At 73.0% G+C, this 23,388-nt stretch carries 17 protein-coding genes; 9 read left to right on the top strand and 8 right to left on the bottom strand.

What is annotated here, in order from left to right; genetic code table 11:
• Positions 1–9: 9 nt before the first annotated feature.
• The 6 genes from ACZ6R6_RS01245 to ACZ6R6_RS01220 are packed head-to-tail and all read right to left on the bottom strand — an operon-like array spanning position 10 to position 6,099.
• Complete coding sequence (locus ACZ6R6_RS01245; RefSeq protein ID WP_470089179.1) at positions 10–1,173, bottom strand: 2-oxo acid dehydrogenase subunit E2; 1,164 nt, start codon at positions 1,171–1,173, stop codon at positions 10–12.
• A complete protein-coding gene (locus tag ACZ6R6_RS01240) occupies positions 1,166–2,149 on the bottom strand; it encodes an alpha-ketoacid dehydrogenase subunit beta (RefSeq protein WP_470089177.1) in 984 nt (327 codons plus the stop codon). The genes ACZ6R6_RS01245 and ACZ6R6_RS01240 overlap by 8 nt, the downstream gene beginning before the upstream one ends.
• The gene (locus ACZ6R6_RS01235; protein WP_470089175.1) at positions 2,146–3,063 is read right to left on the bottom strand and encodes a thiamine pyrophosphate-dependent dehydrogenase E1 component subunit alpha; all 918 of its coding nucleotides are present in this window, start codon (positions 3,061–3,063) and stop codon (positions 2,146–2,148) included. Before ACZ6R6_RS01235 ends, ACZ6R6_RS01240 begins: the two co-directional genes overlap by 4 nt.
• Positions 3,056–3,286 carry a phosphopantetheine-binding protein gene (locus tag ACZ6R6_RS01230; RefSeq protein ID WP_470089174.1) on the bottom strand — a complete coding sequence of 77 codons (231 nt, stop codon included), beginning with the start codon at positions 3,284–3,286 and terminating at the stop codon, positions 3,056–3,058. Before ACZ6R6_RS01230 ends, ACZ6R6_RS01235 begins: the two co-directional genes overlap by 8 nt.
• 3 nt (positions 3,287–3,289) lie before the next feature.
• Complete coding sequence (locus ACZ6R6_RS01225; protein WP_470089172.1) at positions 3,290–4,630, bottom strand: condensation domain-containing protein; 1,341 nt, start codon at positions 4,628–4,630, stop codon at positions 3,290–3,292.
• Positions 4,627–6,099: a class I adenylate-forming enzyme family protein gene (locus tag ACZ6R6_RS01220; RefSeq protein ID WP_470089170.1), complete on the bottom strand. Its 1,473-nt coding sequence runs from the start codon at positions 6,097–6,099 to the stop codon at positions 4,627–4,629. The genes ACZ6R6_RS01225 and ACZ6R6_RS01220 overlap by 4 nt, the downstream gene beginning before the upstream one ends.
• Before the next feature lie 280 nt (positions 6,100–6,379).
• On the opposite strand from ACZ6R6_RS01220, the gene ACZ6R6_RS01215 reads away from it, so the two are divergent.
• From ACZ6R6_RS01215 to ACZ6R6_RS01195, 5 genes are read left to right on the top strand one after another with little or no spacing between them, the layout of a single operon-like run.
• The gene (locus ACZ6R6_RS01215; protein WP_470089168.1) at positions 6,380–12,766 is read left to right on the top strand and encodes an amino acid adenylation domain-containing protein; all 6,387 of its coding nucleotides are present in this window, start codon (positions 6,380–6,382) and stop codon (positions 12,764–12,766) included.
• A complete protein-coding gene (locus ACZ6R6_RS01210) occupies positions 12,763–12,969 on the top strand; it encodes an MbtH family protein (protein WP_470089166.1) in 207 nt (68 codons plus the stop codon). Before ACZ6R6_RS01215 ends, ACZ6R6_RS01210 begins: the two co-directional genes overlap by 4 nt.
• A gap of 32 nt (positions 12,970–13,001) precedes the next feature.
• Positions 13,002–13,256, top strand: coding sequence for an acyl carrier protein (locus tag ACZ6R6_RS01205; protein WP_451933199.1), 255 nt, complete (start codon positions 13,002–13,004; stop codon positions 13,254–13,256).
• Positions 13,257–13,300: 44 nt separating this feature from the next.
• Positions 13,301–14,611 (top strand): condensation domain-containing protein, encoded by a 1,311-nt coding sequence (locus ACZ6R6_RS01200; RefSeq protein WP_470089164.1) that lies wholly within the window; start codon positions 13,301–13,303, stop codon positions 14,609–14,611.
• On the top strand, positions 14,608–16,434 hold the full coding sequence (locus ACZ6R6_RS01195; RefSeq protein WP_470089163.1) for a N,N-dimethylformamidase beta subunit family domain-containing protein: 1,827 nt from the start codon (positions 14,608–14,610) through the stop codon (positions 16,432–16,434). Before ACZ6R6_RS01200 ends, ACZ6R6_RS01195 begins: the two co-directional genes overlap by 4 nt.
• Positions 16,435–16,518: 84 nt before the next feature.
• On the opposite strand, the gene ACZ6R6_RS01190 is transcribed toward ACZ6R6_RS01195, so the two are convergent.
• Both ACZ6R6_RS01190 and ACZ6R6_RS01185 read right to left on the bottom strand, forming a co-directional pair.
• A complete protein-coding gene (locus ACZ6R6_RS01190) occupies positions 16,519–17,163 on the bottom strand; it encodes a M15 family metallopeptidase (RefSeq protein ID WP_470089162.1) in 645 nt (214 codons plus the stop codon).
• Positions 17,164–17,174: 11 nt separating this feature from the next.
• On the bottom strand, positions 17,175–18,335 hold the full coding sequence (locus ACZ6R6_RS01185) for an ROK family protein (protein WP_470089161.1): 1,161 nt from the start codon (positions 18,333–18,335) through the stop codon (positions 17,175–17,177).
• A 222-nt stretch (positions 18,336–18,557) separates the two neighbouring features.
• On the opposite strand from ACZ6R6_RS01185, the gene ACZ6R6_RS01180 reads away from it, so the two are divergent.
• From ACZ6R6_RS01180 to ACZ6R6_RS01165, 4 genes are all read left to right on the top strand, one after another.
• Positions 18,558–19,889 carry an extracellular solute-binding protein gene (locus tag ACZ6R6_RS01180; RefSeq protein ID WP_470089160.1) on the top strand — a complete coding sequence of 444 codons (1,332 nt, stop codon included), beginning with the start codon at positions 18,558–18,560 and terminating at the stop codon, positions 19,887–19,889.
• Between the two features lie 4 nt (positions 19,890–19,893).
• Positions 19,894–20,907 (top strand): carbohydrate ABC transporter permease, encoded by a 1,014-nt coding sequence (locus ACZ6R6_RS01175; RefSeq protein ID WP_470089159.1) that lies wholly within the window; start codon positions 19,894–19,896, stop codon positions 20,905–20,907.
• Positions 20,907–21,758 carry a carbohydrate ABC transporter permease gene (locus tag ACZ6R6_RS01170; RefSeq protein ID WP_470089158.1) on the top strand — a complete coding sequence of 284 codons (852 nt, stop codon included), beginning with the start codon at positions 20,907–20,909 and terminating at the stop codon, positions 21,756–21,758. Before ACZ6R6_RS01175 ends, ACZ6R6_RS01170 begins: the two co-directional genes overlap by 1 nt.
• A gap of 105 nt (positions 21,759–21,863) precedes the next feature.
• Positions 21,864–23,318: a glycoside hydrolase family 3 protein gene (locus ACZ6R6_RS01165; protein WP_470089157.1), complete on the top strand. Its 1,455-nt coding sequence runs from the start codon at positions 21,864–21,866 to the stop codon at positions 23,316–23,318.
• Positions 23,319–23,388: the final 70 nt, after the last annotated feature.

The following is a 23,388-nucleotide window of genomic DNA, read 5'->3' as shown; positions in this document are numbered from 1 at the left end:
GGCAGGAGGTCAACACAGCTCCGTCCGGAGGGCCGCGAGGAAGAGCGCGGCGTCCCGGCCGTTGATCAGCCGGTGGTCGTAGGCGAGGCCGATGTTCGCGACGGTCCTCGCCGTCACGGCACCGTCCTCGCCGAGGACGAGCTCCGGCTGCGGCGAGGTGACCGCGAGCGCGCAGACCGTCCCGGGGAAGACGAAGGGGATCGCGAGGGTCACGTCGGCGTCGGTGTGCAGGGTGACGGCGATGTTCGCGCCGGTGAGGTCCCGCTCCCGGAAGCCGCCCTCGGTGGCCGCCAGCCGGTAGCGCATGAGCGTGTCGGCGATCTCCCTGAGCGATCCGGTGTCGTGGACGACGGGCACGTAGAGGCCCTCGCCCATGTCGAAGGTGATCCCGACGCGCGGAGCCCGCGCCAGCACGGCCCGGTCCCCGTCGACCGAGGCGAAGAACAGCGGGAAGGCCGGATGCAGCGCGGCCACGGCCTGGACGGTCAGCTCCGCCAGCCCGACCGGCCTGCGGACCTCCCTGCTCAGCCCCCTGGTCCGCGCCAGCAGCGGCCCGACGTCGAACTTCACCACGGTGTAGGCGGCGGGGATCGTGCCGTGCGAGGTGGTGACCGCCCGCGCGACGGCCCGCTGCACCCGGGAGAGCCGGTGCGTGCCCGCCGTGGTGTCGGAGACCGTCCCGCCGGAGGCCGTCCCGCCGCCCCGCCCGGAGGCGCCGCCGGCGGGGCCGGAGCCGGAGTCGGCCAGGCGTTCCACGTCGGCGCGCCGGACGACGGACAGTCCCAGGGCGGCGACCTGGGCGGAGGTGACGCCGAGCTCCGCCATCCGGGCCCGGGCGGGGTCGGTGACGACCGGTCCCCCGGCCGGGACGTCCGCGCCGGCGGGCGGGGCGGAGGCGCCGGCGGGCGGGGCGGAGGCGCCGGCGGGCGGGGCGGGGGCGGCCTCGGGGGCGATCCGGGCGAGGACGGCGCCGGGGGCGACCCAGGTGCCGGCCGCGGCCACGTGGTGGAGGTGGCCGGGCTCGGCGGCCTCCAGCTCGTCGGCCGCCTTGGAGGTCTCCAGGACGGCGACGGGGTCTCCGGCCTGGACGGGCTTGCCGTCTTCGACGAGCCACTCCACGACCAGATACTCGGTGTCGTTGTTGTTGAGCTTGGGTACGCGGATGTCAGCCACGCAGGGCCTCTCGTACGGCGTGGTGGATCGTGGACTCCCCCACCAGGACCTCGTTCTCGAGGTGGGCGGCGGTGGGGATCACGCCGGCCCGGGAGTGGACGAGGCGGACGGGGCCGCGCAGGCGGTCCCAGAGGCGGCCGTGCAGGAGATGGGCGACCTCGCTGCCCCAGGTGCCGCCCGCCGTGCTCTCCTCGGCGACGAGGACGACCTCCCCCAGGTACGGCAGCAGCGCCTCGACGTCCAGCGGGTAGAGCCGGGAGGGGACCAGCAGCCGGCCGGAGACCTCCTGCTCCACCAGCAGCGACCGCATGGCGGCCAGGGCCCGGTGCGCCACCCCGCCCGGCGCGATGATCACGTAGTCCGGCCGGTCGCCCGGGTCGCGGAGCTCGACCACGGCCGGATCCCCGTCCCGGCGCACCGTGAACAGCGGGTCGACCTGGTCCATCTGCCGGGTGTAGAGGACCTTGTCCTCGAAGAACACACACGGCTCGCCCCGCTCCAGCATCGCGCCGAGCACGGCGCGGTTGTCGTGGAAGGGGGACATCTCATACAGCGACAGCCCCGGCATCCCGACGAAGTGCTTCTGCAGGCTCTGGCTGTGCGTGGGCCCGTAGCCCCGGCCGCCGCCGGTCGGGCAGCGCACCACCATCCGCAGCGGCAACCGCCGGCCGTACATGGAGACCGACTTGCTGGCGAAGTTGCAGAGCTGGTCGAAGGCGAGCGCCACGAAGTCGCCGAACATGATCTCGGCCACCGCGGTGTTGCCGGTCAGCGCCAGGCCCGCCGCGACGCCGGTCAGGGCGCCCTCGCTGATCGGGGTGCCGATCACCCGGCCGGGGAACCGGGTCGACAGGCCCCTGGTGACCTTGAAGGCGCCGCCGTACGGGTCGGTGATGTCCTCGCCGAGCACGTAGGCGGTGGGGTCGTCGTCCAGCAGTCCGTGCAGGGCCGCGTTCAGGTTCTCGGCTACTCTCACGCCCCCTCCCAGCGGACGGGCGGGCGGGCGGCGACCTCGTCGGCGATCGCCTGGACCTCGGCTCTGACCAGCCCGTCGAGCCGGTGGAACTGGTCGGGGTGGTCGTGGGCGTAGCGGTCGTACCAGTCGTTGTCCCTGGCGGCCCGCACGGCGCCGGCCGGGCGGATGTCGTCGCCCTTGCTGTGCGGGCCGAGCCGGTGGGTGACGAACTCCACCACCAGCGGCCGCGACCCGCGCACCTCGGTGACCAGCGGGCCGAGTGAGGCCCGGATCTCGTTGACGTCGCCGGAGACGACCAGGTGGTGCCGGATGCCGAAGGCCGCCGCCCGGCTCCCGACGGTGCCCGCCATGTGCGACGCGGTCGGGGTGGACTGGGCGATGCCGTTGTTCTCCACCACCAGCAGCAGCGGGAGCTCCCAGAGCGCGGCGAGGTTCAGCGCCTCGTAGACCGCGCCCTCGCCCCAGGTGCCGTCGCCGATGTAGACGCAGGCCAGCGCGCCGGGCTCGGACCGCTTGAGGTGGAGGGCGACCCCGGCGGCCACGGGCAGGCTCTCGCCCTGCACGCCGGTGGACAGGTAGCGGTCGCGGTGGATGTGCTGGCTGCCGCCGACGCCCCCGCAGACCGCGCCCTCCCTGCCCATGATCTCGGCGAGCAGGCCGTGCGGGTCGCGGAAGGCGGACAGGTAGTGGCCGTGGCCCCGGTGGTTGCTGAAGACGTGGTCGTCCGGGCCGAGCAGCGGGCGCAGCGCCACCGGGACGTACTCCTGGCCGAGACAGGTGTGCGTGGTGCCGTTGAGCTCGCCCCTGCCGTACAGTTCCAGGAGTTTCAGCTCGAAGTGCCGGACCAGCAGCAGCAGTTCCAGGTCGTCGTCGTCCAGACGGGACAGGCGGAGCCGGTCGAGGGTCTCAGTCATCGCCGAGTGACTCCACGATCCCGGCGATGGTGGGGTTGTCGAAGAAGGCGTCCAGGGAGACCTCGACGTCCAGGCGCTTGCGCATCCGGGCGATGATCTGCGTGATGGTCAGGGAGTGGCCGCCCAGGTCGAAGATGTCGTCGTGGTCGTCGATCGGGGAGATGCCCAGGACTTCCTCCCAGATCTCGCGTACCTGGTCGGTGAGGGTGGTGACGGAACCCATCTCTTACTCCAGAATTTCGTTCAGTATTTCGTTCAGCGTCAGGTCGGGGTCGTGTGTGGCGCGTTCCAGGAGGAGACGCAGGTCGGCGGCCGCCTTCGCGGCGTCCGGGACCGCCTCGGGGTCGTGACGCAGGCTGATCGTGAGGCCGCCGGGACCGTCCACGCACTGCAGGTGCAGCGCTCCGCGGACCGCGTGGTTGAAGACCGTCCACTCCACCGAGGCGTCGAGGCCGGCGAACACCGGGTCGGCGCCGTGCCGGGTGCGGTAGCTGACCGAGACGGGGACCAGCGCGGCGTGCGGCCGGATGCGGGGCATCGCTCGGGTCAGCGGCACCTGCCGGAACCGGTAGACCTCGCGCAGCTCGGCGCGGAGCGCGGTGGCGAACGCCCGGAAGGTCGTCTCCGGTGAGGGGGCGGAGGCGACCGGGAGCTCGTTGACGAACAGGCCGATGTGGCCGGCCGCCTCGGCGGGCCGGGTGGACAGGTCGACGGCGGTGGTCACCTCGGCGTTGCCGTACCCGGAGAGCAGGACGTGCAGGGCGGCCAGCAGCACCTCGAACCGGGTGAGCCCGGGGACCGACGGGTCGGCGGTGATCCGCAGCACCCGCCCCTCCCCCGCCCGCCGGGACCGCAGCGCCCGGCCGAGCAGCACGGTCTCGCCCGGATCGCGCCACCGGGGCTTCCAGAACTCCTTCGCGGCCGGGAGCAGGGCCGCCACCCGGTCGCGCTCGGCGCGGCCGTGGTCGATCGCGGGCAGCGGGGGCGGCCGCTCGCCGTTGTAGAAGGCGGCCAGGTCGCTGACCAGGATGTCCTTGGACTGGCCGTCGAAGACCAGGTGGTGGGCGACGAAGACGAGCAGGTGCCGCCCGGGGCCGGTCTCGAACAGGGTGAACCTGGCCAGGGGACCGCGTTCCAGGTCGAAGGGGCGCAGGATCTCCTCCCGCACCGCCGCGTCCACGCCCTCCCCGCCCGCCGGACCGCTGGACGGCCCGTCCGGCGGGCCACCCGCCGGACCTCCCGGACCGGTGAGCGGACCGTCCCGGAGACCGTCCGCCGGACCTGCCGGGGAGCCGGCCGCCCGCCGTACGGGGACCTCGGCGCCGGGCACGAGCCGCAGCTCGTCGCCCACCTCCGCCACCACGCCGCGCAGCACCGGATGCCTCTCCACGACGGCCGCGCAGGCGGCCAGCAGCGCCGCGGTGTCGAGCTCGCCGCGTAGATGGACGAGCAGCGGCATGTGGTAGGCGGTGCCTACCTTCACGGTCTGCTCGGTGACCCACATCCCCTGCTGGGTGAAGGTGACCTCGGCCGTCCCCTGCCCGGCGGAGGCCGCGCCGCCGGTCATCGGGCGTCCTCCAGGGTCCGGCGCAGGGCCCGCTTGTCGACCTTGCCGCCGTTGTTGCGGGGCAGCGCGTCGGCGGTGGTCACGTGGGCGGGCAGCTCGTGCGGGGCGAGCCGGTCCTTGAGGAAGATCCGCAGATCCTCGGGCGTGAGGGGGACGCGGGTCACCATGGTGACGGCGACGACGGTGCCGAGCACGGGGTGCGGGACCCCGAAGGCGGCCGCCTCGACCACGGCCGGGTGCTGGTAGACGGCCTCCTCGACGTGGATCGTGGAGACCTTGTAGGCGCCGGACTTCACCACGTCGCCCTCCCGGTCGACGAGGTAGAGGTAGCCGTCGGCGTCGATGCGGCCGAGGTCCCCCATCCGCACCCATCCGTCGCGGAAGGTCCCGCTCTCCGGGTCGCCGTAGTAGGCGCGCGGCGCCGCCGGGGACCGCATCCAGACCTCACCGGTCTCCCCTTGGGGGAGCGGAGCGCCTTCGGCGGTGGCGATCCTGACCTGTCCCCCGGCCACCGCGCGGCCGACGCTCCCCGGCCGGTCCGGGTCGAACATCATGATCGTCTGAGCGGGGGCGGCCTCGGTCGAGGTGTAGTAGTTGGTGATCGTCGCCTTGGGGAAGGCGGTGGCGAGGGCCTGGGCGACGGCCGAGGGCAGCGGCGCGGCGGCCGAGCCGAGCAGCAGCACGCTGGACAGGTCGTAGCGTTCGCCGACCCCGGCGTTGATCAGCTCGATGGCCATCGCGGGGACGAGGAAGACCGTCCCGGCCCGGTAGGACTCGACCAGCGCGGCGAACCGGCCCGGGGTGAAGCGCGGCAGCGTCACCACGGCCGGGTGGGCGTCGAGCGCGTTGATCAGCATGGCCTGACCGGCGTTCGTGCCGATCGGGAAGGCGTGGAGCAGATGCCTGGAGTGCGCGAACGGACGCCGCTTGGCACCGCAGCCGTAGGCCAGGTTGGCGTGGGTGGCCGACACGCCCTTGGGGCGGCCCGTGGTCCCGGAGGTGTAGAGGATCTGGGCGAGGTCTCCGGGGGCGGGACGGGTCATCTCGTGGGCCGCCCCGCTCTGCTCATAGGACGTTTCGGCCCGCAGCTCGGCGACCGTGGCGCTCCAGCCGGCCTCGGGCACGGTGAGCCCGCCGGCGTGGACGGTTCCGCTCGCACGGCAGTGCTCCAGCATGAAGCGCAGATCAGCGGGGGCGAGGCGGTCCGACAGCGGCACGGCGGCCGCCCCGGCCGCCAGCACCCCGCAGAACGCCACGGCGTAGTCCGCCCAGTCGGCGCTCCCGAAGACCAGGCCCACCCGATCGCCCCTGGTGACACCCCGCGCCACCAGGCTGTTCGCGATCACGGCGGACCGCTCGTGCCACTGGCGATAGGTGAGCGGATCCGAGCCGTGCACGATCAGCGCGACCCCGTCGGGGTCGGTGGAGGCTCGGTCTCTGAGCAATTGGGGGACGGTCAGGTTCACCATGTGAACCTCCCAATAAAGATCGGATGTATATGAACTCAGCGCATGCGGGCGCCTGAGTCACAACAGGAAAGAATCTTTACTATTCTAAAACGAGCGTCAGTCTTACATGATCGCCACAGCAGCGCAAGCCCTTTGCCGAGGTTCGCGAGAACGCCGGAAACCCCTGCCACACAGGGCCTTGCGCACCCCGGTCGGAGGTGTAACACTAACCACCCGGAACTAACTGAAAGGTTTCTTTCCAGAAAGAAACTTTTCCCATTACGTGCTCAACTCGGCAAATATGCGCGGAGCGGGCCTCCGCATACCCATTTTCAGGCGCCATCGCGCGAATGCGGGCCCGCGGCCGACGAAGGAGCTCTGCGTGCCTCAGCCAGAGACCGTTTCCCCCGGCCGACCTGCGACGGAATACCCGCTGTCGTACGGACAGCAACGGCTGTGGTTTCTCCACCGGCTCGATCCAAGCGACTCGGCCTACAACACATCCTATGTTTACAGGTTGAAAGGCCGTCTTGACACGGTCGCGTTGGAGGCCGCGTTCACCGCCGTGGCGGCCCGGCACGAGAGCCTGCGGACCCGGTTCCGGGAGGTGTCCGGAGAGCCGCTGGCGATCGTCGACCCGCCCGCGCCCGTGACGCTGGAGCGGCTGACGGCCGGGGACGAGCAGGAGGCGCTGGGCCTGGTCTCCATGCTCACCAACACGGCCTTCGACCTGTCCGCCGCGCCCCCGTTCCGGGTCGCGCTGATCGGTCTCGGACCCGACGAGCACGTGCTCTGCGTCGTCCTGCACCACATCAACGGCGACGGCTGGTCACTGAACGTGCTCCGCTCCGAGGTGGCCCTCCACTACGGCAGCGGCGGCACCGCCCCGCTGCCCGAGCTGCCCCTCCAGTACGGCGAGCACGCCCGCCGCCGGCACGCGGCGGACTCCGGCCTCCAGTGGTGGGTCGAGCGGCTGACCGGGGTGCCGCCCCTCGAACTGCCCACCGACCGGCCACGTCCCGTCCAGCGCAGCGGCGCCGGCGGCGAGGTGGACTTCCGGATCGACGCCGACCTGGCCGACGCCGTCCGGGACCTGGCCCGCCGCGCCCGCTGCACGCCGTACATGGTGCTGCTCGCCGCCTACCAGGTCCTGCTCGCCCGGCACACCGGCCAGAGCGACTTCTGCGTGGGCACCCCGTCGGCCGGCCGCGACAGCACCGAGCTGGAGACCATGATCGGTTTCCTGTCGACCACGCTGGCCCTCCGCTGCGACCTGTCCGGCGACCCCACCTTCGGCGAGCTGCTCAAGCGCACCAGGCGGGTCGTGCTGGACGCGCTCTCCCGGCAGGACGTCCCCTTCGAACGGCTCGTGGCGGAGCTGGACGTGGAGCGGGACCTCAGCCGCACCCCGCTGTTCGCGACCCTGTTCGCCTTCCACACCCACGGCGAGTGGGTCGACCCGCTGCCCGGCCTGACCGCCACGCCCTTCCCGCACGGCTGGTCCCGGGCCCGGCTCGACCTGTCGGTGGACATCTCCCCCGCCCACGACGGCCACCTGCTCGGCAGCGTGGTCTACAGCACCGACCTGTTCGACCGCGAGAGCGTGGAGCGGATGGTCGCCCGCTTCCAGGAGCTGCTCGCGGCCGCCGTGGCCGACCCCGAGGCGCCGGTGGGCTCGCTGCGGATGCTGCCGGAGGCCGAGCTCGCACTGCTGGAGAAGTGGAACGGGACCGGCGCCGAGCTGCCCGGCGTGACGCTGGTCGACCTGGTGCTGGAGCAGGCCGCCGCGACCCCGGACGCCGTCGCGGTGCAGACCCTGACCCACCCCGGACAGCCGGCCCCGGACGCCGCCGCGGAACCGGCCCCTGCTCACGCCGGCCGGCCGGCCGCCGCCCCCGGCCGCGCCGTGGTGAACACCGTGACCTACGCGGAGCTGGTACGGCGGGCCGCGGAGCTGGCCGGCCGGCTGGGCGCCGCCGGCATCGGCCGTGGCTCGCTGGTCGCGGTCCGGATGGAGCGCGGCGCGGACATGGTCGTCGCGCTGCTGGGCGTGGCGATGAGCGGCGCCGCCTACCTGCCGGTCGACCCCGACTACCCCCAGGCCCGCGTCTCGTACGTGATCGAGGACTCCGCGGCCGCGCTGGTGCTGACCGGCCTCGACGACCTTCCCCCCGCGACCGCCGCGCTCCCGCGGCCCGGCCCCGGCGACACCGCCTACGTCCTGTACACCTCCGGGTCCACCGGGCGCCCGAAGGGCGTGGTGGTGCCGCACCGGGCGCTGACCAACTTCCTGCTGGCGATGCGGGGACTCGTCGGGTCCTCGCCGCGGGACGCGTGGCTGGCGCTGACCTCGCTGTCGTTCGACATCTCCGCCCTGGAGCTGTACCTGCCGCTGGTGACCGGCGGCCGGGTGGTCGTCGCCGACGCCGAGACGGCCCGCGACGGCGCCCGGCTCGCCCGGCTCGTCCGGGACGCGGGCGTGACCCACGTCCAGGCGACGCCGTCGGGGTGGCGGGTCCTGCTCACCGGGGACCTGCCCCGGGTGACGGGCCTGACCGGCGGCGAGCCGCTGCCGGCGCAGCTCGCCCGCGAGCTGCGTCCCCGGGTGGACCGGCTCGTCAACGTCTACGGCCCGACCGAGACCACGATCTGGTCCACGGCCTGGGAGGTCCCCGAGGACCCCGGCGAGATCGTCATCGGCCGCCCGATCGCCAACACCACCGTCCACGTCCTGGACCCCACCGGCGCTCCCGCCCCGATCGGGGTCCCGGGCGAGCTGCTCATCGGCGGCGCGGGAGTCGCGACCGGCTATCTCGGCCGCCCCGCCCTGACCGCCGAGCGCTTCGTCCCCGGCCCCGGCGGCTCCCGCGTCTACCGCACGGGGGACCGCGCCCGGCTGCGGGGCGACGGCGCCCTGGAGTTCCTCGGCCGCACCGACAACCAGGTCAAGCTCCGGGGCCACCGCATCGAGCTCGGCGAGATCGAGGCCGTGCTCGACGCCCATCCCGCCGTACGGCAGGCGGTCGTCGCCGTGCGCGGGGACCGGCTGGTCGCCTTCGCCGTACCGGCTCCGGACGCCCGCGGGCTCCTCGACGAGATCGGCGAGCACGCCAGGCGGGAACTGCCGGGATACATGGTGCCCAGCGTGTTCGTCGAGGTGGAGGCGTTGCCGCTGACGCCGAACGGGAAGATCGACCGCGGCGCGCTGCCGGACGCGGAGGGCGGGTCCCGGCGGGACGCGAGGGCCCCCCGCACTCCGGGCGAGCGGCTGGTCGCACAGGTCTTCGCCGAGGTGCTCGGGGTGGCCGAGGTCGGCGCGGACGACGACTTCTTCACGCTCGGCGGCCACTCGCTGCTGGCGACCATGGTCACCGCGCGGCTGTCGGCGCTGTCCGGCACGGAGGTGCCCGTCCGTGAGGTGTTCCTGCGGCCGACGGTCGCCGCGCTGGCGGAGCTGGTCGGCGACGGCGCGGAGCCCGCCGGCCCCGGAGAAGGACGGGCGGGACACGCCGCCGGGGACGGGACGGACGGGCGGACCGACGGCACCGGGGACGGGCCGGCCGGGCATGCCGCCGGCTCCGGGGACGGGCCGGCGGGACGGGAGGGCCGTCTCGGGGGCGGGCCGGCCGACGGGCCCCGGCCGCGGCCGGCGGGGACCACCGCGCCGCTCTCGGCCGGCCAGGAGCGGCTCTGGTTCCTCAACCGGCTCGACCCGGACGACGCCTCCTACAACATGTGCCTGGTCAGGCGGTTGCGGGGCCCGCTGGACCTGGACGCCCTGGGCAGGGCCCTGGACGGCACGGTGGCCCGCCACGAGAGCCTGCGCACCCGCTTCCCCGAGATGGACGGCGCCCCCGTCGCGGTCGTCGACCCGCCCGGCCCGGTCGCCGTCGACCGGGTGGGCGCCGAGGGCGAGGCCGGGGCCCTGGAGCTCGTCGCGGCGCTGACCAACAGGCCCTTCCCGGACCTGGCCTCCCGGCCGCCCCTGCGGGTCACGCTGGTCGGGATCGGCGAGGACGACCATGTCCTGTGCCTCGTCCTGCACCACATCCTCGGCGACGGCTGGTCGCTCAACCTCGTCTTCGACGAGCTGTCGGATCTCTACTCCGGCCGGGCGGAGCTGCCCCCGGTGCCGCTCCAGTTCGGCGACGTCGCCCGCTGGCAGCGTGAGCGCGACACCGGCGGCCTGCTCGCCTACTGGCGGGACCGGCTCGCCGACCCGACCCCGCTGGAGCTGCCGACCGACCGGCCGCGCACCGCGGGCGCCGCCCGGCGCGGCGACGTGGTGACGGTCCGGCTGAGCTCCGGCGAGGCCGACGCGCTGACCCGGCTGGGCAGGGAGCACGGCGCCACGATGTTCATGGTCCTGCTCGCCGCCTACCAGGTGCTCCTGGCCCGGCACACCGGCCAGAGCGACATCCTGGTCGGCACGGCCACCGCGGGCCGGGACCGGGTCCAGCTCGAACCGGTCGTCGGCTACCTCAGCGACACCCTGGTCCTGCGCGGCGACCTGTCGGGCGACCCCACCTTCGCCGACCTGCTGCGCGAGACCCAGATCGGCGTCCTGGACGCCTTCTCCCACCAGGGCGTCCCGTTCGAGGAGCTGGTGACGGCCCTGCGGACCGAGCGGGACCTCACCCGCACGCCCCTGTTCCAGACGATGATCATCCTGCACACGCAGGACTCCGGGCACGCCCGCGACGCCTTCGCCGGGCTGACCACCACGGCCTTCGAGCACGGCATGCGGCAGGCCAAGCTCGAACTGATGCTGGAGGCCTGGCAGGACGAGCACGAGCTGCTGATCACCCTGGTCTACGACGCCGAGCTGTTCGACCGGGCCACCGTCGAGGGGCTGGCCGGCCGCTTCCGCCTGCTCCTGACCGCGCTGCCCGGGGCCGCCGGCGAGCGGGTCTCCGCCCTCCCACTGCGCACCGGGGACGACGACGCCCTGCTCCGCCGCCTGTCCGAGGGCCCGGCCCAGCCTCCGGCGACCGCCGTGCCGGACCTGTTCGCGGCGGCCGTGCGGCGCACGCCGGACGCGGTGGCCGTCGGGTGCGGGCAGACCCTGCTCACCTACGCCGAGCTGGACGCGCGCGCCGACGGGCTGGCCGCGCTCCTGCAGGCGCGCGGCGTCGCCCCCGGCGACGTGGTCGGCGTCCGCCTGGGCCGGACCCCGGACACCGTCGCCGCGCTGCTGGCCGTCTGGCGGGTCGGAGCCGTCTACCTCCCGCTCGACCCCGACTACCCCGAGGACCGGCTCGCCTTCCTGGTGGCCGACAGCGGGGCCTCCCACGTGCTGGCCGAGGCCGGGCCGTACCAGGGGGTCCCGGAGCCCGCGCCGCGCGACGCCGCCGCCTACGTGATCTACACCTCGGGCTCCACCGGCACGCCCAAGGGCGTCGTGGTCGAGCACGAGGGGCTCGCGGCGCGGGTGACGTGGATGCGTGAGGCGTACGGCCTGGGCCCCGGCGACCGGGTGGTGCAGTTCGCCTCGCTGAGCTTCGACACCCACGCCGAGGAGATCTACCCCACCCTCGCCGCCGGGGCCCGGCTGGAGCTGCTGCCCGACGGCGGCGTCACCCTGCCCGACCACCTGGACCAGGTCACCGTCCTGGACCTGCCGACGGCCTACTGGCACGCGCTGGTCGACCAGATCGACGAGATCGCCTGGCCCCCGACGCTGCGCCTGGTGATCCTGGGCGGCGAGCAGGTCCACGAGGCGGCGGTGGCCCGCTGGCGGGAGCGCTTCGGCGACCGGGTGCGGCTGGTCAACACCTACGGCCCGACCGAGGCCACGATCATCGCCACGGCCGCCGAGCTGGACGGCTCCCCCGGCAGGCCGCCGATCGGCACCCCGATCGGCGGCACCCGGGTCATGGTCCTGGACGGCCACGGCGAGCCCGTGCCGCCGGGCGCGCCGGGCGAGCTGTGCGTGACCGGGGCCGGGGTCGCCCGGGGCTACCTCGGCAGGCCCGCGCTGACCGCGCGGCGCTTCGTCCCCGGCCCCGGCGGTTCACGGATCTACCGGACCGGCGACCGGGCCCGCTGGCGGAGCGACGGGCGGCTGGAGTTCCTCGGCCGCGACGACGACCAGGTCAAGGTCAGAGGCTTCCGGGTCGAGCTGGGTGAGATCGAGGCCAGGATCCTGGCGCATCCCGGCGTCGGCCAGGCGGCGGTGGCCGTACACCAGGAGACCCTGGTCGGCTACGTCGTGGGCGCCGCCACGGGCGAGGAGCTGGGCAGACACCTGGCCGGCGCGCTGCCCGCCTACATGGTCCCGGCGCTCTGGGTCGGCCTCGACGCCCTCCCGCTGACCCGCAGCGGCAAGCTCGACCGGGCCGCGCTGCCCGCGCCCGAGGCCAGGACTGGGGCGGCGACCGCCCCGCGCGGCGACGCCGAGCTGCTGGTGGCCGACGTCTTCGGCGAGGTGCTGGGGATCGGGGAGATCGGCGCCTTCGACGACTTCTTCGCCCTGGGCGGCCACTCGCTGCTGGCCACCCGCGTCATCGCCAGGCTGCGCGCCCTCGTCGAGGTGGACGTGCCGATCCGGACCCTGTTCGCGCGGAGCACCGTGGCCGGTCTCGCGGCGGCGGTGGAGGAGCTGCTGATCGCCGAGCTCGACGGGCTGTCGGAGGAGGAGGCCGCCCGTCTCATGCAAACGCCTCAAGGAGAAGGGGAGCTGGGATGAGTCACCGCGTCGTGGTCAACCACGAGGAGCAGTATTCGATCTGGCCCACCGGCCGGGAGCTACCGGACGGCTGGCGGGAGGAGGGCGCCACCGGGAGCCGGGACGAGTGCCTGGCCCACATCGACCAGGTCTGGACTGACATGCGCCCGCGCAGCGCCAGGGAGGCCGGCGGTGTGTCACGAGTGGATCTGGATCTCCAATGACGACGGCCCGCGGCACACGACAGGAGCCCGCAATGGTGGTTAGGGAACGGCTGGCCGCGATGGTGGCCACGGCGTCGGACGGCGCGGTGACGGCCAAGGAGGCGCTCGCCGCGACGGTCCCGCTGTCGGCGCTGGGGGTCACCTCCCTGGCGCAGATGCGGTTGATCGACGCGGTGGAGACCGAGTTCGGGGTCGAGATCGACCTGTCGGGCGACGGGTTCGACCTGCTGGACGACCTGGACGCGCTGGAGCGCTACATCGCCGGGGCCGGACGCACCGGCTCCTGAACACCTCGCGGACGTGCTCGGCACGTCTCGAACAGGAGAGGCACATGGACATCCGGTTCTCGGGGAGCCGATCGGACACGGCGCCGCTGACCTGGGGGCAGCGGGCCATCTGGGACACGATCCAGAAGACGGCGCCGGACGACCACTACTTCAACTTCGGCCGCGTGCTCGCCGTGCCCAGGCGGGCCCGGCCGCTCACCGTGGAGCGGGCCGCCGCGGCTCTGGGCGCGCTGGTGGAGCGGCACGAGTCGCTGCGGACCAGGCTGGGGGCGGGGCCGTCCCAGGTGCTGGGGACCTCCGGCGCCATCCCGGCCACCGTGTCGGCCGGTGATCCGGACCGGCTGCTGGAGGCGCTGGCGGCCAGGGCCTTCGACTACGGGGACGAGTGGCCGCTCCGGGTCGGCCTCGTGGTCGCCGACGGGGCCGTCACCCACATCGTGCTCGTCTTCTGCCACCTGGCGGCCGACGGCCTCGGCGCCGAGGCGGCGGTCACGGACCTGCGGCTGCTGCTGCTCCGCGGGGCCGTGGCCGGGCCGCCGCCGCCCTCGCCGCTGGACCTGGCCCGCTGGCAGCGGTCGGAGCGGGGGCTGAAGGTCGCCCGGACCGCCGCCGAGCACTGGGAGGACGGCTACCGGCGGATCCCGCCGACCATGTTCGACCGGCCCGTGGCCGTGCCGGAGGGCCCGCCCATCTGGCGGGCGCGGATCGTCTCCCGGGCGATGGACCTGGCCGTCCAGCGGATCGCCGCCGTACACGGCGTGAGCACCTCGACCGTGCTGCTGGCCGGCGCGTCCGTGCTGGTCGGGGCCGTGACCGGGCACGACGTGTGCGCGATGCTGCCGATCGTGGGCAACCGCTTCCGCGGCGACACCGCGAACGCGGTCACCACCCTCTCCCAGGAGGGCCTGTTCGTGCTGGACCTGCGCGGCGGCGCCGCCTTCGCCGACCTGCTGCGGGCGGCCAAGCCGGCCGCGCTGCGCGCCTACCGCTCCGCCTACCACGACCCGGGCGACCGGGACCGGCTGACCGCCCGGATCAGCCGGGAACGGGGCACCGGGATCCACCCCTACTGCTGCTTCAACGACATGCGCTTCATCGACCGGGTGGACGCCTCCCACGACGAGCGGACGGTACGGCAGGCGATGGACGAGACGGCCCTGACCTGGCCGCTCAGCCAGGAGCGGCTCAACTGCCGCTTCTGCCTGCACGTGACCGGCGAGCCCGGCGGGCTGGGCGTCTCGCTGACCGCCGACACCCGCTACCTGCCCCGGCCGGCCATGGAACGCTACCTGCGCGACATGGAGTCGCTGCTGGTGGAGGCGGCGTTCCGCGAGGTGCTGGAGCCGGTGGGATGACGGTCTACGCCTACGCCGAGGCCACCTCCTGCGTCCAGGGCGGCACGCTCGGCTTCCACCTCGCCCGCGCCTCCCGGGCCCCGCTGCGCGGCTCGGTCCTGGTGGAGGACGTCTGCGCGGACACGGCCGTGTTCGACGCGGAGTTCGGCGGGCCGCTGTGGACGCTCGACGTCCCCGCGGACCTGCCGAGCTCGCTCTACCGGGCGGTGTTCACCGCCGACGACGACGTCTCCGAGGTCTACTTCGCGGTGCGGGCCGCCCGCCCGCGCTCCCCGATCCTGCTGTCGATCCCGTTCCCGACCTGGCAGGCGTACAACCGGGCGGGCATCCCCGGCGAGTCCATCTACTGGACCGAGCAGGCCGGCCGGGCCTCGCGGGTCTCCTTCGACCGGCCCGGCGGCGGCCCGCCGCCCGAGCGCTGGGAGGAGGGGATGCTGCGCTGGCTCGGCCCGGCCGGATACGAGGTGGACTACTGCTCGGGGCTGGACCTGCACGACGGCTCGGCGCTCCTGTCGGGCTACCGGCTGCTGGTGGTCAACGGCCACGACGAATACTGGACCGCGGGGATGCGTGACAGCGTCGAGGAGTTCGTCCGCCGGGGCGGCAACCTGGCGGTGTTCTCCGGCAACACCTGCTGGTGGCAGTTCCGGCTGGAGGACGGCGGGCGGACCATGGTCTGCTACCGCGACGCGGTCACCGACCCGATGGCCGCCGTGGAGCCCGGGCTCACCACGGTCGAGTGGTCCAGCGCGCCGGTGAACCGGCCGGAGAACACGCTGACGGGGGTCAGCTTCCGGCGCGGCGCCGGGACCTGGGGTCCGTACATGAAGCTGATGCACGAGGAGTCCTACACCACCCGGTTCCCCGAACACTGGGTCTTCGACGGGACCGGGCTGGGCGAGGGCGACAGGTTCGGCCGGGGCGCCATCGGCTACGAGACCGACGCCTGCGACTTCACCGAGGTGGACGGCGTCCCGGTGGCCACCGGCCGCGACGGCACCCCGCCGTCCTTCGTCGTCCTCGCCACCGCCGACCTGCGCCACTGGCACCGCTACGGCCAGGGCGGCATGGCCACCATGGGCGTCTTCGGCCTCGGCGCCGGGACGGTGTTCACCGCCTCCACCGTGAACTGGGGCAACACCCTGCACGACCCCGCCGTGGACCGGATCACCCGCAACGTGCTGGACCGGCTGTCCCGCCCGTCCGCCAGGTGGGAGGTCATCGGCCCCGAATGCTCCCTGCGGGCGCTGACCGCGTGTGACTCCCAGCTCTACGGCGTGGGCGAGGACGGCTCGCTGTACCGCAGGGAGGTCTCCGGCCAGAACCTGCGCTGGCGCCGGGCGGGCTCCGGCGGCGGCGTCGTCGCCATGGCCACCCCGCGTGAGGCGTCCACCACCAGGCCCATCGGCCTGTACGGCCTGACCGGCGACGGCCGGCTCGTCTACCGCGACTCCGATCTCACCTCCCCCTGGACCGTGCTCGGCCTGGCGCCTTCCGGCGGGGTCGGGCTGGCCCTGGTGGACGGCGACCTGTGGGCCGCCACCGCCGACGGCGGCCTGTGGCGGCTGCCTCCGGAGACCTCCGAGTGGTCCCTGGTCGGCGGCGGCACCGACGCCACCGCGCTCACCTCCATGAACGGCCGCCTCTACATCGCCGACGCGGCGGGCCGCGTCCGCACGCGCCTGCCGGTGGCGGCGCCCGCCGAGTGGAGCGACCTGTGCGAGGCGGGCGGCTGCACCGTCCTCACCGCCCACGCCGGCCGGCTGATCGGCACCGCCCCGGGCCACCCCCTCCGCTGGCGCGTCCCGGTCCCCGACCTGTAGCGGAAGGCGCGGCTCAAGGTCCGGAAGGCGGGGCCCAGCACCCGGCGGGGGCCAGGGCCCGGAGGGAGGGCGCGGCTCGGCAGCTCAGAGGGAGGTGGGGCCGTACACGGCGGAGGCGGCCCCGGTGGTCATGGCCCAGTAGCGGTCGCCGTAGGACCAGTGCCACCACTCGGTGGGGTAGTTGACCAGGCCGGCCGTCGTCAGGGCGGCGCCGAGGAGCCGGCGGTGGTGGCGGGCCTCGGACGACAGGCCGGGGGCGTCGGTGTAGCAGGCGCCCCCGCTCTGCTCGGGGGTGGCGTTGAGCGGGGTGCCCATGTCGAGCTCGTCCCCGTCGTCGGTGCACAGGGTCAGGTCCACCGCAGCTCCCGCGGTGTGCGGGGCGACCTCGACCGGCGAGACGTAGCGGCTCGCCGCCACGCAGATCTCCTCGGGCGACATCTCCGGGAAGACCACCCGCAGCTCCGCCGAGTATTCCTCGAAGATCCGCTGCTGCATCACCAGCGGCCGGTAGCCCTCCACGACCAGCAGCCGGTAGCCCGGCGGGAGCTGCGCCTGCGCGCCCTCCAGCCGGGTCAGCAGCCCCTGCCGCAGGTGGGCGAAGGCCCCCTCGGAGTCGGCCAGCCGCCTGTCCACCCGCAGCCGTCCGCGCACGTCGGCCAGCCGCTCCCCGGACTCTTCGACGGGGATCGCGGCGACCCGGGGGTCGGAGATCAGCACGATGTCTCGCATAGCGGTAATTCTCACACCGTTTGCGAGAATACCTGTTCGCGGGCCTGCTCCAGGGCCGAGACCAGGGCGCCGCGCAGCACCGGGTTGCCCTGGACCCGCGTCGTCACGACCCTCGGCTGGCTGGGGCAGACCCTGGCCACGGCCTCCTCGACCCTGGCCGCGAGCGCGCTCCCGCCGGCCCGGCCGACGTCGCCGCCGAGCACGATCAGCGCGGGGTCCAGGACCACGGCCACCGCCGCCACGCCGACCGCGAGCCGCCCGGCCAGCTCGTCGAGGAAGCCGTCCGATCCGCCGGCGACGGCCATACGGACGTGGTCGCCGGGTGAGTCGCCGGCGACGCCGTGCGCGCCCGCCAGGCCGGCCACGGCGTCGCCGCCGACCAGGCGCTGGAACGAGCCGGACTGGGGTTCGCCCACGTCGGTGGGGAGCGGCTCCCCGGGGACCGGGAGCCAGCCGATCTCCCCCGCGCCGCCGGTGAAGCCGCGGTGCAGGCGCCCGCCGAGCATGACTCCCAGTCCCTGGCCGACTCCCGCCCACACGAGCACGAAGTCGTCCATGTCCTGCGCCGCGCCGTGGCAGCGCTCGGCCAGCGCGGCCAGGTTCACGTCGTTCTCGATCGTCACGGGGACGTTGAGGTCGTGGCGGAGCCCGGCGAGCACGCCCTCGTGCCAGGAGGGCAGGTCGAAGGAGAAGCGGACGTCGCCGGTCCGGGGGTCGACGACGCCCCGGGTGCCGATCACGAAGGCGCGCAGGCCGGTCATCGGGATGCCCGCCGACGCGCACGCCTTCTCCACGGCGCCGTGCACGAGCCGGACCGGGTCGTCGTGGCCGTTGGGGTCCACCGAGATCTCGGCGACGGTCTCGCCGGTGATGTCGGCCACCCCGGCGCTGATCCGGTCCGGCAGCACGTCGAGTCCCACGACGTAGGCGCACGAGGGCACGACGCCGTACAGGGCGGCGTTGGGCCCGCGCCCGCCGGCCTGCTCGCCGACCACGGCGACGAGGTCGCGGTCCTCCAGCCTGGCCAGCAGCTGGCCCGCCGTCACCTTGGAGAGACCCGTGTGTTCTCCCAGCTCAGCCCGGGTGAGCGGGCCGCTGGACAGCAGGAGCTCCAGCGCCGCGCGGTCATTGAGCTGGCGCAGCAGCCGGGGCGTCCCCGGGCGTCTGGACAAGATCTGCTCCCCCCGTCACGATCCGCTAACGATCGTTTCTTTTAAGAAAGTTTCTTGTTAGTTTAACCGTAGTCAGCCCGCAGGCAAGAGTGACAGCAGGCTGCGGGATGTCAGAGCGCCGACCGTGAGGAGGCGCCTTCGACCAGGTGTGGCGGGGCATGGGGACCGCGCCGGCACCCGAAGCGCGACCCCGACGCGAAGCCGGGAAGGGAGAACCCCGAAGTGAAAATCACGAAGATCGCGGTTACGACTGCTACCACCGCCGCCCTGGCCCTGGGCCTCGCCGCGTGTGGCTCCGCCAGCGAGCCCGCCAAGAGCGCCGACCCGCAGGCCGGCGCCTCCACCGCGGCCTCCGGCCCGAAGTACGCCGGCCAGACCCTGACCGTGTGGCGTCTCGGTGACAGCAACCCGGCCGCCCAGAAATACATGGACGACCTGAACGCGGCCTTCGAGAAGGAGTCCGGCGCCAAGATCAAGCTTGAGTGGATCCCGTGGCCCCAGGTGAACGACAAGTTCACCGCCGCCGCCGCGGGCGGCGCCGGCCCGGACGTCACCGAGATCGGCAACGACCAGGTACCGCTCTGGCAGAGCCAGGAGGCCCTCGCCCCGGTCACCCCGCTGGCCGAGGCCGGCGACCAGGCCGAGATCCCGAAGAACCTGCTCGGCCTGGAGACCATCGACAACGAGGTCTACGCCCTGCCCTGGGGCGCCGGCTCCCGCGCGGTGCTCTACCGCAAGGACTGGTTCAAGGAGCTCGACATCGAGGTCCCCAAGACCTGGGACGAGCTGGTCGCCGCGGCCAAGAAGATCCAGGCGGAGAAGGGCAAGGACGTCGACGGCTTCGCCTTCAACGGCGGCTCCGACGCCAACCACCTGCTCGGCGCGTTCGCCTGGTCCGAGGGCGGCGAGTACGCCCTCAAGGAGGGCGACAAGTGGGTCGGCAAGGTGACCGACCCCAAGTTCAAGGCCGGCTTCGCCACCTACACGGGCCTGGTCACCGACGGCCTGTCCGGTAAGTCGCGTCTCACCCAGAACACTGTGGACATCCGCAAGCGCTTCGCCAACAACAAGGTCGGCATGTACCTGACCGCCGGCTGGGACCTGCCCGGCATCGAGGTGGACAGCAAGGGCAAGCTGAAGGCCGACAAGCTGGCCTTCTTCCCGCTGCCGGCCAAGTCCGGCGGCGAGGCCCCGTCCTTCTTCGGCGGCAACGACATCGCCATCTGGGACAGCGCCAAGAACAAGGAACTCGCGGCCGAATATCTGAAGATGGCCACCAACAAGGAGTGGGCGGGCCGTTACGCCACCGAGGGCGGCCTGCTGCCGATCTACCCCGAGGCGCTGGCGAAGCTGAGCTCGGACCCGGCGCTGGCCCCGTTCGCGGCGGCCTTCGCCAAGGCCAAGGCCTTCCCGGCCGACTCCAACTGGACCGAGGCCAACGAGACCAAGGCCGTGCTGCAGAACGCCGCGCGCTCCGTCATCGAGGGCAAGGCCACCGCTGACGAGGCGCTCAGCAAGGCCAACGGGGAAATCGAAGAGATCCTGAACCAGTAGTCACATGACGAACACGTCTACGATCGCCCGGGGCGGGGGCAACCCCCCCGCCCCGGGGCGGCGCCGTCACAGCCCGCAGCGCCCCGCCAAGGCCAGCGGGCTCCCTCCGTGGGTCATCCCGTACGTCCTGCTCGTACCCGGCCTCGTGGTGATCGCCGGACTGCTGCTCTACCCGCTGTTCCAGATGATCGTCATCTCGTTCCAGAAGGTGGGCATCCCCCAGATCAACGGCAAGAAGCCGGCCGACTGGGTGGGCTGGGACAACTACACCAAGGTCCTGGACAACGAGATCTTCTGGTCCTCGCTCCGCAACACCGTCGTGTTCGCCGCCATCACGGTGACCCTGACGCTGGTCCTCGGGACCGCGGTGGGCACGCTGCTCAACAAACTCGGCAAGAAGATGTCCACGTTCGTGGTCGTCGGCATCATGTCCGCCTGGGCGGTACCGCCGGTCGCCCAGGGCGTCATCTGGCGCTGGCTCTTCGACGCCGACGCCGGAATGATCAACTGGGTGCTCAACCTGCTCCCGGACTGGCTGTCCAGCCTGCTGTTCGGGCGGTCCGACTGGACCGGCGAGCCCTGGCTCAACGACGCGGTCACCATCTACCTCGTGCTGATCGTCTGCGTGGTCTGGGCCTCGTTCCCGTTCATCGCGGTGTCGGTGCTGGCCGGTCTCAAGGGCATCCCCACCGAGCTCTATGAAGCGGCCAGGGTCGACGGCTCCGGCCCCTGGCGGACCTTCAGGAAGATCACCCTGCCGCTGCTCAAGCCGGTGTTCTCGGTGCTGACGATCCTGTCCATCATCTGGAACTTCAAGGTCTTCAGCCAGCTCTACGTGCTGATGAACGGTCCGACCAACCGTGAGGCGTTCAACCTGTCCATGTTCTCCTTCGCCGAGGCCTTCCGCAGCCCGCCGAAGATGGGCACCGGTGCGGCGATCGCGGTGGTCCTCACCCTGCTGCTGCTGGTCGTCACCGCCGTCTACGTCCGGCAGATCGTGAAGACGGAGGAGATGTGATGACTCCGATCGCACGCAAGCGCCTCACGAAGGCCGCGCTCAACACCGCCGGCGTCCTGGTCTTCATATTCGCGGTCTTCCCCGTCTACTGGATGGTCTCGACCTCCTTCAAGACCAACGACCAGATCTTCACGACGGACTTCATCCCGTTCCCCACGGAGTTCACCCTCGAACACCTGGACCGGATCCTCACCGAGGGCGTGGCCGGCAACTCCATCTGGCTCTACATGCGCAACAGCGCGATCGTGGCCCTGGGGACCGTGCTCATCGGCGCCGTCTTCGCGCTGCTGGCGGCCACCGCCATCGCCCGCTTCAGGTTCAGGGGCCGCGCCGGCTTCCTGGTCCTGCTGCTCATCGTCCAGATGATCCCGGCCGAGGCCCTGCTCATCCCGCTCTTCCTCAACGTCAAGCGGCTCGGCCTCTACGACCAGCTGCTGGGCCTGATCGTCATCAACGTCGGCCTGACCCTCCCCTTCGGCATCTGGATGCTGCGCACGTTCGTCGCCGCGGTGCCCAAGTCCCTGGAGGAGGCCGCCTGGATCGACGGCGCCAGCCGGTTCACGACCTTCTGGAAGGTCCTGTTCCCGCTGGTGGCCCCCGGCCTGGTGGCGACGAGCATCTTCTCGTTCATCACCGCCTGGAACGAGCTGATCTTCGCGCTCATCCTGATGTCGGACTCCTCGGGCTACACGATGCCCGTCGCGCTGCAGTTCTTCTTCGGGCAGCGGGGCACCGACTGGGGCGCCATCATGGCCGGCTCCACGATGATGACGATCCCCGTCGTCGTCTTCTTCCTCCTGGTGCAGCGACGGATGGTCACCGGCCTCGTCTCGGGCGCCGTCAAGGGCTAACCCCTCCTGGGGCTGGTACGGCTCCGCACCCACAAGGCGCGAGCCGTACCAGCCCTGTCTCATATTCGACACCCCCTAACCTCAGGTAAGGAATCAGGTAGCGCCATGTCTGAGCTCATCGCGGACTCCAGCGATCAGGGGCTGCGTCGTCTCGCGGCCGGCACGTTGCTCGTCGCCTTCCAGGGCACCACCGCCCCTGAATGGGTGCTCCGGGACCTGCAGAACGGTCTCGGCGGCGTCACCCTCTTCGGTTTCAACGTCGCGGACCCCGCCCAGCTGTCCGGGCTGACCGCCCGCCTGCGCGAGACCGGCGACCCGGTCATCTCACTGGACGAGGAGGGCGGCGACGTCACCCGCCTCGACTACCACGTGGGCAGCCCCTACCCCGGCAACGCCGCCCTCGGCGCCGTCGACGACGTCGAGCTGACCCGGCGCGTCTACCGCTCCATCGGCGACGACCTGGCCCGGTGCGGCGTCAACCTCGACATGGCGCCGTCCGCCGACGTGAACACCGCCGACGACAACCCGGTGATCGGCACCCGCTCGTTCGGGCCGGACACCGCGCTGGTCGCCCGGCACACCGTCGCCGCGGTCCACGGCCTCCAGGCGGCCGGCGTGGCCGCCTGCGTCAAGCACTTCCCCGGCCACGGCGCCACCCGCCAGGACTCCCACCTGGAGGTCCCGCTCGTCGATGCCTCCCTCGAACTGCTGCGGGAGCGCGAGCTCGTGCCCTTCCGCGCCGCGATCGACGCCGGGACCAGGTCCATCATGACCGCGCACGTCCGCGTCCCGGCCCTGACCGGCACCGCCCCGGCCACGCTGTCGACCGCCGCCCTGACCGGCCTGCTCCGCGGTGAGCTGGGCTACGACGGCGTGATCGTCTCCGACGCCCTCGACATGAAGGCCGTCACCGACGCCTACGGCCTGGCCGGCGGCTCGGTGCTCTCCCTGGCCGCCGGGGCCGACCTGCTCTGCCTCGGCCCGCAGCCGACCGAGGAGGACGTCCACCGGATCATCGCCGAGATCGTCGCCGCGGTCGGGGACGGCCGGCTGCCGCGGGCCCGGCTGGAGGCGGCGGCCGAGCGGGTGGAGCGCCTGCGCGCCTGGTTCGGCATGCCCCGCGCGGCTCAGGTGGAGGAGAACCTGATCGGCCTGGCCGCCGCCCGCCGCGCGGTCAGCCTCACCGGCTCGGCGTCCCCACTGGTCGACCCGCTGGTGGTGGAGGTGGACACCCCGCCGACCATCGCCGTCGGCGACGTCCCGTGGGGGTTCGCGCCCCTGCTGCCGCAGGCGGAGATCCTCCGGGTCAAGCCCGAGGCCGCGGACGTCCCGGGCATCCTGGAGCGTGCCATCGGCCGCTCCCTGGTCGTCGTGGTCAAGGACGCCCACCGCTACGAGTCCAGCAAGTCGGTGGTCTCCGCGCTGCTGAGCGCCCGCCCCGACGCCACGGTGGTCGAGATGGGCCTGCCGATCTGGCGGCCCGAGGGCGTCACCTATCTCGCCACGTACGGCGCCGCCCGCGCCAACGCCCAGGCCGCCGCCGAGCTGCTCGGCGTCTGACCCTCCGGTCACATGCCGGTACGGCCCGCACCCGGGAGGACCCCCCCGGGCGCGGGCCGTACTGTTGCGC

It is taken from the genome of Streptosporangium sp. NPDC048886, from assembly GCF_055586905.1.
This window is presented reverse-complemented; position numbering and strand designations above follow the sequence as displayed.